Annotated in this window: 6 protein-coding genes and 3 pseudogenes; 5 read left to right on the top strand and 4 right to left on the bottom strand. The window is 67.3% G+C overall.

Features of this window, described 5'->3' with window-relative positions; all coding sequences use genetic code 11:
* Positions 1–6 precede the first annotated feature (6 nt).
* The gene (gene malQ, locus MPSD_RS13425; RefSeq protein WP_036427338.1) at positions 7–2,178 is read left to right on the top strand and encodes a 4-alpha-glucanotransferase; all 2,172 of its coding nucleotides are present in this window, start codon (positions 7–9) and stop codon (positions 2,176–2,178) included.
* A gap of 107 nt (positions 2,179–2,285) precedes the next feature.
* On the opposite strand, the pseudogene MPSD_RS29365 reads toward malQ, so the two are convergent.
* Positions 2,286–2,626 (bottom strand): annotated as a pseudogene (locus tag MPSD_RS29365) (SRPBCC family protein).
* Positions 2,627–2,881: 255 nt separating this feature from the next.
* Positions 2,882–3,445 (bottom strand): hypothetical protein, encoded by a 564-nt coding sequence (locus tag MPSD_RS13415; protein ID WP_012394378.1) that lies wholly within the window; start codon positions 3,443–3,445, stop codon positions 2,882–2,884.
* Positions 3,446–3,670: 225 nt separating this feature from the next.
* Here MPSD_RS13415 and MPSD_RS13405 point away from each other — a divergent pair.
* The 3 genes and pseudogenes from MPSD_RS13405 to MPSD_RS29360 all read left to right on the top strand — a co-directional run bounded on the left by MPSD_RS13405 (position 3,671) and on the right by MPSD_RS29360 (position 6,937).
* Positions 3,671–5,503, top strand: a pseudogene (locus MPSD_RS13405) (DUF4407 domain-containing protein).
* A gap of 218 nt (positions 5,504–5,721) precedes the next feature.
* A complete protein-coding gene (locus MPSD_RS13400) occupies positions 5,722–6,171 on the top strand; it encodes a DUF6941 family protein (RefSeq protein ID WP_012394376.1) in 450 nt (149 codons plus the stop codon).
* 92 nt (positions 6,172–6,263) lie between these two features.
* Positions 6,264–6,937 (top strand): annotated as a pseudogene (locus MPSD_RS29360) (cysteine hydrolase family protein).
* Here the strand turns inward: MPSD_RS29360 and MPSD_RS30835 are convergent.
* Positions 6,934–9,162 carry a hypothetical protein gene (locus MPSD_RS30835; RefSeq protein WP_167470896.1) on the bottom strand — a complete coding sequence of 743 codons (2,229 nt, stop codon included), beginning with the start codon at positions 9,160–9,162 and terminating at the stop codon, positions 6,934–6,936. The pseudogene MPSD_RS29360 and the gene MPSD_RS30835 overlap by 4 nt on opposite strands.
* Before the next feature lie 32 nt (positions 9,163–9,194).
* Positions 9,195–10,742, bottom strand: a complete 1,548-nt coding sequence (locus MPSD_RS30830; RefSeq protein WP_167470911.1) for a PE family protein — start codon at positions 10,740–10,742, stop codon at positions 9,195–9,197.
* Between the two features lie 94 nt (positions 10,743–10,836).
* Here MPSD_RS30830 and MPSD_RS13380 point away from each other — a divergent pair, with 94 nt between their 5' ends.
* A complete protein-coding gene (locus MPSD_RS13380) occupies positions 10,837–12,039 on the top strand; it encodes an ISAs1-like element IS2404/ISMul1 family transposase (protein WP_420811913.1) in 1,203 nt (400 codons plus the stop codon).
* Positions 12,040–12,424: the final 385 nt, after the last annotated feature.

Genomic DNA, 12,424 nt, shown 5'->3' with positions numbered 1-12,424 from the left:
GGCGACATGACGGAGCTTGCGCCCTCGCTGGTCGAACTCGCCCGCCGGTACGGCATCGCCACCGAGTTCCAGGACTGGAGCGGCCAGTGCATACCCGTCTCTCAGGACACTTTGGTGGCCGTGCTGGCTGCCCTCGGCGTTCGGGCGGACACCGAACAGCGGCGCAACGCCGCCCTGACCGAGAACCTGCGGTCGTATTGGACGCGCTCGTTGCCGGCGACCATCGTCTCGCGTGCTGGCGCGCAAACGCGTTTTTGGGCGCATGTCACTCACGGCGCTCCGGCCGACGTCTGGCTGCAGCTCGAGGATGGCACGCTGCGTGGCGAGGTGGCGCAGATCGACAACTTCGCTGCGCCGTTCGAGCTGGACGGTCGCTGGATCGGCGAAGCCAGCTTCGTGCTGCCTACCGATCTGCCGATCGGCTACCACCGGGTGTATCTGCGATCCCACGACTACGAGACCAGCACGGCCCTCATCATCACCCCGGATTGGCTGGGGCTGTCGGAAAAGCTCGGAAACCGTCGAGCCTGGGGCCTGGCCACGCAGCTCTATAGCGTTCGATCGCGGCGGTCCTGGGGTATCGGAGACCTGACGGACCTGACTGATTTGGCGCTCTGGTCGGCCTACCGCCATGGCGCCGACTATGTATTGGTCAACCCGCTGCATGCGGCGGCACCGACCGCGCCCATGGAGCCCTCGCCCTACCTGCCGACATCCCGGCGATTCTTCAATCCGATCTACCTTCGTGTCGAGGCGATTCCGGAATACGCCGATCTACCCAAGCGAGGGCGGGTACGCCAACTGCGTGAGAACGTGCAAAGGGGGGCGGACCAGGTCGCCGTCATCGACCGCGACGGGATATGGGCGGCCAAGCGCGCAGCCCTCACCCTGGTCCACCGGGTACCCCGCTCGGCGGGGCGTGAGCTGGCCTATACCGCGTTCTGCGACCGGCAGGGCCGAGCTTTGGATGACTTCGCCACCTGGTGCGCGCTGGCCGAGCGGTACGGCGATGACTGGCACCGTTGGCCGAAGCCGCTGCAGCATCCCGATGCCTCTGGCATCGCGGCTTTCGCGACCAAGCACGCGGATGCCATCGACTTCCACCGGTGGTTGCAGTGGCAACTCGACGAGCAGCTAGCCGCGGCGCAGTCGGAAGCGACCGGTGCCGGCATGTCGCTGGGGATCATGCATGACCTCGCCGTGGGCGTTCACCCCAACGGGGCCGACGCGTGGGCCCTACAGGACGTGCTGGCCTTGGGCGTCACCGCGGGCGCACCCCCGGATGAGTTCAATCAGCTCGGGCAGGACTGGTCGCAACCGCCATGGCGGCCGGACCGACTCGAGCAGCAGGAGTACCAGCCGTTTCGCGCGCTCATCCAGGCTGTGCTGCGGCACTCAGGCGGGGTCCGGATCGACCACATCATCGGGCTGTTCCGGCTCTGGTGGATTCCCGAGGGAGCCGCCCCAACCGAGGGTACTTATGTGCGCTATGACCACGAGGCCATGATCGGCATCGTCGCGCTGGAAGCGCATCGCGCCGGAGCTGTGGTCGTCGGCGAGGATCTCGGCACCGTCGAACCTTGGGTGCGTGACTACTTACTCCTGCACGGCTTGCTGGGCACCTCGATCTTGTGGTTTGAGCTCGACCGGGACGGAAACGGTGACCCGCTTCCGGCCGAACGCTGGCGGGAGTACTGCTTGTCGTCGGTAACCACGCACGATCTTCCGCCGACAGCCGGGTACCTGGCCGGCGACCACGTGCGATTGCGCGAAACGCTGGGGCTGTTGACCCGACCGGTGGAGGTCGAATTGGAGGCATACCGGGCGGAGCGAGCCGCCTGGCTAGCGGAATTGCGCCGCGTTGGCCTACTCGACGAAGCGGCCGGAGCCGGCGTAACAGCCGGGCCGGAAGACGACCCCGAACAGGTCGTGCTCGCGTTGTATCGCTACCTGGGGCGGACACCGTCACGGCTGCTGGGGGTGGCACTGACCGACGCGGTTGGCGATCGGCAGACCCAAAATCAGCCGGGAACCACAGACGAGTATCCGAACTGGCGAGTTCCGCTGGCCGGCCCCGACGGCCGCCAGGTGCTGCTGGAAGACATCTTCAGCAATGCCAGGGCCGCCAGGCTGGCCAACGCCGTTCGCGATCAGACGACGCCAGAAAGTATCCGGTAGTCCGGTCGGCTTCGGCGGCGACGGGCGTGGCGCCAAGTTGGCCGCTGCCAGCTGTCTCGCTAAAACCGTTGCGTGACTGCAGATTCAAGCCAGGCCATCGCTCTGGGCTACCGCAACTGCGCCAGGTTGCGCACCGAGGTGTGCACCTCGGATCGGAGGATTCTGGCTACCAGCCGCCCAATCGGCCCACCTAGCGGACCCCCCGGTCATATCGGCGGTCAGGTGAAATACCGATCCCGGGTGACCCGCCGCGACGGTCATCGCCACCGCGAGCCGCACTCCGCCCCGCCCACGCCCCCGCAGCTCTATGTACTTCGGCTGGTCGTATTCGGTAACCGTCCAGCCGATGACGTTGCGGAAGCTCATCGAACCGGTCTAGATCCGAAGCGACCGTCCAGGCGGTAGCGGGCTCGAGATCCGATGACGTCGAAACCTCCACGCGAGCCATGAGCCAGCCCCACTCCCCCTGTTGCCCCTCTTGCCGGCGACACCGGCTCGTCCCCAAACAGGACCGGGGGCGTCGTTCGGGTTCGCATACCCAGCCCCGGCCGGCAGCTAAACGAGAAACGACCCCAGCGGGGCGGCGCCCTAAGCAGTTGTCAGCGGTTGCCCCATCAGGCCAGCAGCCCCGGCGATAGCTATTGATCGCACTGTCGGACAACGGGATTGATGACGATCGGCTAGCCGGACCAAGGGGATCTGGCTAGATTCCGGTCCAGGCGTCGTCCAACTGGGTCGCCACATCGATGATCTGCGCGGCTTGTGAATGCGGTGCGTCGATCTCGTCCGCGACGTACTGGGCGATGAAACGCCGAATCTCACCGTCAACGCCCGCAAGAATGCGCAGGACCTCTCCCCTGATGGATTTCGAGGACACATTGACCGTGATGTCCGACGGACGCGGTTTCGATACGTCGACTATCAGCAGTAGCGGCTCGGCGGCGCGCGCGGTCGCGCGCAACGCGATGTCACCGGTCACCGAGAATCGCTGCTTGTCGAGGCGCAGATCCAACAGAAGATCGATCGACAAGGGAATGTGGATGACGAAGGTGATCAGATCACCCAGCTTTCGGGTCACCCGCGGATCCTGGATTTTGACTTTCGCACTGACTTTGGCGATGCCTCCGGGGCCCTGAGCGATCGGTTCCATCGCGAACTCGCTGCCCGCGATGTCGGCGAACGCCGCCGCGACGCGGTCCGGGGTGACGGCAACCTCAAAAAACCTGCGGCCGAAGTCCTCGTAGGAGACGTAGTCGTGATTTTGCATAGGTTTATACCGTCTCATGTCACCTGCTGAAATGGACACTGATCCGCTCGCGTCGCACAAATATGCCACCTGGGCGCAGGACAGCGAGTGCCGGTGGGGTATCGACCTGTGTGATCTGCAACATGAGCTGGTGACTTGTGAACAACCCCACATGCGGCCGCCTCGATTCGGTGTGTCGGGCGCCGGCCTGCCACCCTTGAACTAATTGGAGGTGTTTGGAGTCTGATGTGCGCCCAGAAATATCCTGAGCAGCGCTCGACCACCTCGCGGATCGAGGGGCTGCTCACCTGGCTTGGTGGCGGGCACTGGCGTGAACTCGGTGAGCGCCATGAGAGGTCCACGCACGCCGTCGCGGGCGCTGTTGTGGCCTTCGGAGCCGTGTTGGCCTGGCTCGTCGCCGGGCTGGCGGTGAGCGAATCGGTGAGCTGGCCCGGCTGGGCCGTGGTTGGCGTGACACTGGTGTTCGGCTTGCTGATTGGAGCGGTTACCCGCGGCACCGCTAGTGCTCTCACTCGACGCTGGCCCAGCATCGTGTGACGCGCCGCGGTCGCGGTCGCCGTCGGCGTGGTGGTGGGCGAGCTCGCCGCGCTTGTCGCATTCTCCGGTTCGATTGACCGATACCTCGACGAACATGCCCTGCGCAACGCGCAGACAGCCCCGGCCGTGGCAGCGGCTTCGGAGTCGCTACGGCAATCGCGCACGGCGCGCCGCTCGCTGGACAACGCGGTCGAAGAAGCTCGCGTCCATCTGGATAGCGCCCTGGTGGTTGCCCGGTGCGAGTACCACCCCACGGCAGACTGCCCACAGACCAGGATCACCGGCGTTTCCGGTCGCGGACCCGAAACACGAACGGCGAATCAGCTTCTCGCGGACTCGCAACGCGAGTTGGACAACGCGCTGGCGGCCCGGGCTCGCCAAGCATCCAACCTGGACGCCAAGGTGGCTCGTGATGAGCAAGCGCTGGCCGAAGCCCAACGCGCGGTGGTCGCCAACGCTGGTGGCGGGCTGGGCACGCGCTGGGTGGCGATGAACGCGCTGACATTCGCCAGCAAGGGCGCGTTGGCGTTGCGGCTGCTGACGATCGCGTTCTTTGCGCTTGTGTACTTGTTGCCGCTGATCCTGTGGCTCTGGCGGGGCGAGACGACTCACGACCGCCATGCGGCGGCGCGCGCGCAGCGCGAGCGTGCCGAGCTCGACGCGGACACCGCTATCGCGGTCAAACGGGCCGAAGTGCGCCAGGCCGCCGAAATCATGTGGGCCGAGCACCAACTCAATCAGACCCGCATGGCCATCGAGGCCCAGGCCGAAATCGACCGTGCGCAACAACGCCGCCGCGTCATCGAAGCACTGGAGCTTCCGATGCACGCTTCGTCGCAACGTACCGACGAGCCAGTGGAGGAAGACATGTATCTGCCGATCGCAGCCGAAGCAGAAGCCGCCGCCAGCCGGGCAGTCGCAGAATTGCCGGCCGGGGCAGCGAAAGCCGATACTGACACGACCCATCACCTTCCGGCGCAGGTCGAGTCGAGCCCGACGGTAGAGCGGCACGAGCAGGACCGCGCGGCGCCGCTGATCCCGTCGATTCCTGACGCCACAAAAGCCGCGGCGCGCTGGATTCGCCCGTTGGTGCCCCCGTTCGTCGCGCGTGTCATCGACAACACCACCCAGCCGATCCGCAGCGCGCGTCAGGTGTTCGAAGAAGTTGAGGAGATCGCTTTTTCGTTCAAGCGCACGCGCAAGGTAACGGTGAACACCGAGAGTTCCGACGACCATCGCGAGCAGCCCGCACCCCAATCCGCCGGTGCCGATGCTCCAGCCCCCGTCAATCGCATCGCTTCGTCGCGCGGAGACGCCGAATCGGGCAGTTGGGCCGAAGACGGCGAAGGACTGGAAACCCACCAGGGGCAGCCCTCGCTGGGGCAGGTGCCTGCCGCAGATGTGGTGGGACTGCCGGTCGGGACGACAAAGCAGCACGGCCGGCGCGAATTGGCCGAACGGGAGGGCCCACGCGAGCTGCGGTCGCCCGACGGTCCGCGCCAGCTCCCGCCCGGCAAATAGTCGTGCGGCTTGCGACAGCGGTCGCACCACAGCGGCGGCGTATTATCCTGCCGACGCGTGGAATCGGTGCCGACAGCAGTGACACCCACCGTTGTATCTGGCCGGATTTCATACGGATTGGGAGCAGGACAGAATCTCGTGGATCTCATCACGGCGGTAAACGCAGGGTCCAGCCCAAAGGAGTTCCCCGCACGAGCGATCGGGATGCGGGTCCGCGCATGAAGGTCAGCGTCTTTCTTGCCGATGCCGCCCATGCCGACGTTCAGTCCGGAAAGATCCACACCCTCGGCCTGGGTTGGCGACAGTGCCAAACACCCACGCCCCCTTTTGCTTTAGTGCTTTTCGTAGACATTGACTGGAATGAGACCAACAAGCAGCACAAGCTGAAGTGCCAGCTGTTGACTACCGATGGTGACTTGGTCGTGGTGCCGGGGCCGAACGGACCGCAGCGTGTGCTCTTCGAAGCCTCCGCCGAGGCAGGGCGACCGCCCGGCGCTATCCACGGTACGTCGGTTCGGATGCCGCTCACCCTCAACATTCCTGCCGGCATTCCGCTGGAACCGGGCATATATGAGTGGCGAGTGGAGGTCGAAGGCTATGCCAGAGCCACGGCGGTCGAGTCGTTCGTGGTGACCGGCCCCGGTGTTCCACCGGCGCCTTCGGAGTGATGGCTTGCGCCGGAATGCCCACCGCGGAAGACACTTTCGTGGTGGCGTTGCACCGGACGGCGTGATATCGATTGCAGCAGGAGAGCGGTTCAATGGGCACTGAGGATCAAGTCACCGTCGATGCCGACCCGTACATCTGGCCTTTCGATGGCGACATTGCCATCGGGCGGACAGCGCTAGTCAACATCGACTGACAAGTCGACTTCGCCGGTCAAGGCGGCTATGTCGACACCATGGGCTACGACCTGTCTTTGGTACGTGTTCCCCTGGGCCCGGCGCAGACCGTGCTCGAAACCGCGCGGAAGCTGGGCCTGCTGATTGTGCACACCCGCGAGGCCTCACCCGAGGTGAGCCGGGATGGGAGATCATCCCGGAGATGGCGCCGTTGCCAGGAGAAATGGTCGTGGACAAACTTGGCAAGGGAAGCTTCTACGCCACCGATCTGGAGTTGATCCTCACCACCCGCCGTATCACCCATCTGATCTTCACCGGCATCGCCACTGATGTCTGTGTCCACACCACGATGCGCGAAGCCAACGACCGAGGGTACGAGTGCCTACTGCTCTCTGACTGCACCGGCGCGACCGACTACGCCAATCACCTTGCCGCCCTGAAGATGATCACCATGCAGGGCGGTGTGTTCGGCGCCCATGCCACCGGCGCGGCGCTCCTCGAGGCGTTCGACAAAATCCGCGACAGGCAGGCCCACGCGGAACTGGGCGGCACCCACGCCGACACCCCGCGAGCGGTCCTGGCAAGACGCTAGTTGGAGGGATCGCCGCCGGCACCACCGGAGCCGCCGGCGCCACCGGACCCGGTGTCGCCGTTGGGCGGATTGCCCCCTGAGCCAGCGTCGCCGAGTTTGCCGCCTTCCCCGATACCACCGATGACGCCGCTGCCACCCGTGCCGCCGTGGCCGCCGGTACCTCCGTAGGCACCCCCGCTGCCGAACGGTGCGGGCGCCCCAGTACCGCCGGCGCCACCGGTGCCGCCGTCACCACCGGCCCCGCCGGCGCCGTTGAAGCCGTTGCCGCCGTCACCGCCAGTGCCACCCACCTTTGCCTCGATGCCAACGCTCGCATCGTATCCGGGGCCGCCCCTGCCGCCGTTCCCGCCGTTCCCGCCGATGGTGCCGTTGCCACCGTCACCGCCATCAGCGCCCTCGTAGGCAGCCGAACTGTAACTTACGGGTTGCTGGTTCGGGGCGTCTCCGCCGTCCCCGCCATCCCCGCCAGGCCCGATCGCACCGTCGCCCCCATTACCACCTCTGCCTCCCCAGATTTCGGCGAGACCGTTGCCGCCGTCACCACCGTCCCCACCGGTGCCCCCGTCTCCGCCGGAACCGCCTCGACCGCCCTCCCCTGGGTTCCAGAGACCGAAGCCGTCGCCGCCGTCGCCACCCGAGCCGCCGTTACCGCCGGCTCTCCAGGCGCCGGTGGTGCCGGTGCTGCCCTGAGTGGACCCAGTCCCGCCAGCGCCGCCGGCCCCGCCGGCAAAGGCCTCGCCGCCCCTACCACCGTCCCCGCCGTTGCCTGCGCGATTCGTCAAGGTGGCGTCGAGTCCGTCCATCCCAAGACCGCCGGTGCCGGCGAATCCGCCGTTGCCGCCGTCTCCACCGTCACCACCGGCTCCTCGGGTGCCACCGCCACCAGCGCCCGCGGCGCCACCGTTGCCGCCAGCCCCGCCATCGCCACCACCCTGGCCGTCGCCGCCGTCTCGGTCGGTCCCGCCGCTCGGAACGCTGCCGTTGTTGCCGTTGTGCCCGTTGCCGCCGTCACCGCCCTCACCGCCCGCGCCACCTGCCGGGCCCGTGGTACCGACCTGGCCGGCCCCGCCAGTTCCGCCGACACCGCCGTCGCCGCCACTGCCACCGGTGCCACCATTGCCGGCATTGGCCCCGCCCTTGCCACCTGCTCCACCCACGCCGCCGTCGCCGGCCTGTCCGCCGGCTTCACCGTTGCTACCAGCTGAGACACCTGCGGCCCCAGCCTTGCCCGCGCCACCATTGCCGCCGGTACCGCCGTCGCCCCCGTCGCCGTAGAGCCCGCCGTCACCGCCGGCACCTCCCGCCCCGCCGGCGACACCGATTGCACCGCTGCCGCCGTTGCCGCCTTTGCCGCCGTTGCCGCCGTTGCCGCCGGTGGTGAGGCTGAGCCCGTCTGCGCCATGAGCGCCGGTGGTGGCGCCGGCTCCACCAGCCCCACCGCCCCCGCCCAGGCCCGGATCGCCACCGTCGCCGCCCTTGCCGCCGACGGCACCCGAGCCGGCGGCCGCGTTTGCTCCGCTGCCGCCGGTGCCGCCCTCTCCGCCGGCCCCACCATCACCACCGGCTCCACCGCCCCCCTGGATGCCGTCGGAGAATCCCGCGGCCTGTGACAAACCACCCGCACCGCCGTTGCCGCCGGCCCCACCGACGCCGCCAGCGCCCCCGTCACCCGCGTCGCCACCGTTAAGGCCGGCCTTAGACGAGCCGTTGAACCCGTTGCCGCCTCGGCCGCCGGTTCCGCCAGTGCCGCCACTGCCACCGTCACCGCCATCGCCACCGTGACCGGCCAGGGTGCCACCCACGCCTCCGGCGCCTCCGTCGCCACCTGCCCAACCGGAACCACCGGCACCGCCGTTGGCACCCACCACATCGCTCGACCCGGCCGTGCCGATCGATCCGGTACCTCCGGTGCCGCCATTGCCGCCATTGCCGTAGCGCCCGCCGTCGCCGCCCGCACCGCCAGCGCCCCCGGTGCTGCCGGTGGGACCCGTCGTACCGCTGCCGCCGTTACCGCCGTCACCGCCGTCGCCGCCAGTGGTCTGGGTCAGCCCATCCGCGCCGTGGGCGCCGGTAACCGAGCCGGTTCCACCAGCCCCTCCATCCCCGCCGTCGCCGCTATCGCCACCGTGGCCACCATTGCCCCCAGCTAGCCCCGAGCCGGCGGCCGCGTTCGCGCCATCGCCACCATCACCGGCGCCTCCACCGGCCCCACCAACACCACCCATACCGCCACTGCCACCAGCGGTGCCGTACAGGCTCAGCTCGGTACCGTCAGCACCACGGCCACCGTCGCCACCAATACCCCGGTACCACCGTCTCCACCAGCACCACCAACACCACCGTTGCCGTACCGGCCACCATCACCACCAGCCCCACCAGCACCACCGCTGGCACCCACGGTGCTGGCATTGGCCCCATCCCCACCGTCACCGCCGTCGCCGCCAGTGGTCGGGCTCTGCCCGGGGACGCCGTGGTCACCCACGACCGAGCCGCGACCGCCGGCTCCACCAGCACCACCCACACCCGGGTCACCGCCCTGCCCGCCGGCACCACCGGCGCCACTTCCAGTCAGGAATGAACCCGCGGCCCCATCACCGCCATCACCCGCGGCCCCGCCAGCACCACCAGACCCGCCGGCACCCCGACCGCCCAAGAACCTGATCAGGCCGCCCTTGCCGCCATCTCCGCCAACCCCACCGACTCCACCGCTGCCACCGCTTCCACCACCGTCGCCAGCACTACCCGCGACAATCCCGTTGGCACCTGCACCGCCCGCTCCGCCAAGCCCCCCGACGCCGCCCAAGCCTCCCGCGCCGCCGGCACCGATCAACCAGCCACCCCGCCCGCCGGCACCACCGTTGCCGGCGCTGCCGCCGTCGCCGCCGGACTCACCAATCCCGCCCGATATCTCGTCGGCGCCGTTTCCGCCGGCACCCCCACTGCCACCGGCACCCCACAACCCGGCGGCAGCGCCACCGGAGCCGCCGTCGCCGCCGGCCCCGCCGTCTTGGCCGCCAACACCGCCAGCGCCACCCAGACCGCCGGTGCCGATCAGACCCGCATTTCCACCGGCACCACCGCCACCACCAGCACTAGCGAGGCCCCCGCCACCGGATCCACCGGCTCCGCCGGCACCCCACAACCAGGCCCCTCCGCCGGCACCGCCGGCACCGCCACTCAACGCACCCTGTCCGCCAGCACCGCCGACGCCGCCGTTGCCGTACACCAACCCGCCACGCCCGCCGACACCGCCACTACCGCCGTTGCCCGCCGCGTTGATTCCACCCGCTCCGCCGGCGCCGCCATTGCCAAACAACCCGGCCGACCCGCCGGCACCACCGGACTGACCAGCCGCTCCCGAGCCGCCGGCACCACCGTTCCCCCACAGCAAGCCCCCGGCCCCACCAGCCTGGCCGGACCCTGGCGTTGCATCCACGCCATTGCCGATCAACGGACGTCCCAACCACGACTGTGTGGGCGCATTAATCGCGTTCAGCGCATTCTGTTCCGCGAGTTGCAAGGCCGATATGAGCGATGCATTAGCCGTCTCCGTGCTGACATAAATTCCGGCGCCCGAAGTCAGCGTCTGCACAAATTGTTCGTGAAACGCCGCCATCCGGGTGCTGAGCGATTGATATTCGGCCGCGTGAGTACCGAACAACGTCGCAATCGCCACCGACACCTCATCGGCCGCAGCGGACAGCACCGTCGTGGTCGGTCCCGCTGCCGCGGCATTGGCCGCCCCGATCGAAGACCCAGGGCTCCGGCGTTGTTGATTAGCAGGCTTGTGAGCTGGGTTGATGATCTTTGGTGCCGCGCTATTGGGGCCGGAGTGTAGGCACGGGCTATCTGGAGAACGATCGAGTTGGTTACTGTTCGTCGTTGGTCTGGAGTTGCCCGTGCCTACCGTTTCAGTATTGCCTGTGTCGTCGGTTCCAGAGGTGTTCGACCGCTGGAGTCCTGGTGAGCGCAGCGAGCTCATCGGATCGGAGTTTCTCGATGTGTTGGCCTCGGTGCCAGACCCGAGGGACCCACGCGGTCGGAGGTATTCGCTGATGGCTTTGTTGGCGATCGCGGTTCTGGCCACTGCCGCGGGGATGCGCGGCTATGCTGGTTTTGCCACATGGGCGGCCACCGCTCCCGATGATGTGTTGGCCCAATTAGGGGTCCGGTTCCGGCGGCCCAGTGAGAAGACCTTCCGCGCTGTTTTGTCTCGGCTAGACCCCGCCGACCTCAACGCCAGGATGGGCAGTTACTTCACTGCACACGTGGCCAGCCGCGACCCCAGTGGATTGGTGCCGATCGCGTTGGACGGCAAGATGCTGCGTGGTGCTTTACGCGCCAAAGCGACAGCCACGCATCTCGTGTCGGTGTTCGCCCACCGTGCCCGATTGGTGCTCGGTCAACTCGCTGTCGCCGAGAAAAGCAATGAAATTCCCTGCGCACGTGCCCTGCTCACGCTGCTGCCGGGTAGCTTGCGGTGGCTGGTCACCGTGGATGCGATGCATACCCAGGTCGTCACCGCGAAGTTGATCTGCGCCACCTTGAAGTCGCACTACCTGATGATCGTCAAGTCCAACCAAGCCAAAATACTTGCGCGTATCACCGCGCTGCCCTGGGCCGAGGTGCCCACAGCCGCTACCGACGACTCCCGCGGCCACGGCCGTGTCGAGACCCGCACCCCGCAAATCATCACCGCTGCACGAGGAATCGGCTTCCCCTACGCAAAACAAATCATCCGGATCACTCGTGAACGCTTGATCACCGCCACCGACCAGCGCAGCGTGGAGGTGGTCTATGCCATCTGCAGCCTGCCGTTCGAGCACGCCCGCCCTACCGCGATCATGACCTGGATGCGTCAACACTGGGGAATCGAGAACAGCCTGCACTGGATACGCGACGTCACCTTCGACGAAGACCGTCAAAGGGCACATACCGGAAACGGCGCACAGGTCCTAGCAACGCTACGCAACACCGCGATCAATCTGCACCGCCTCAACGGCGCCGACAACATCGCCGAAGCCTGCCGGATCACCGCTTTGACAGCCAACCGCCGCCTAGACCTCCTCAATCCACAATTCCCCAGCTCACAAGCCTGCTAATCAACAACGCCGGAGCCCTGATCGAAGACCCAATCCGCACCAAGTCCGACGCGGCTCCGGCAACCAGCTCCGGGGACACAGTGACAAGCGACATTCTCACCCCCAGGTTTGAAAGAAGTGGCCCTCACGATAGGGCCATCCTGGGGCAATATCTGCAGGTCAGATGCATCGCACGAAACTTGAAAGACGCCCGGCAGCCACCGTCGGCGGTGCCGTCTCAATGCTGGACCACCACCTGCGGTTACCCGGAGATTTTTTCCCGCGGCCGTCTCAAGTCCGAGAAACGCGAGAAGAGCTGACAAAAGCCGAATATGGTTCTGTTTCAAACCGGGCAGTGGTCCCGCCATGGCCGGAACCGGCACCTCACCCTGCTGACACGTCTCGC

Source organism: Mycobacterium pseudoshottsii JCM 15466 (assembly GCF_003584745.1).
Classification (GTDB): Bacteria; Actinomycetota; Actinomycetes; order Mycobacteriales; family Mycobacteriaceae; genus Mycobacterium; species Mycobacterium marinum.
The sequence above is the reverse complement of the archived record's forward strand: the minus strand, read 5'-3'. Positions and strand labels throughout refer to the sequence as shown.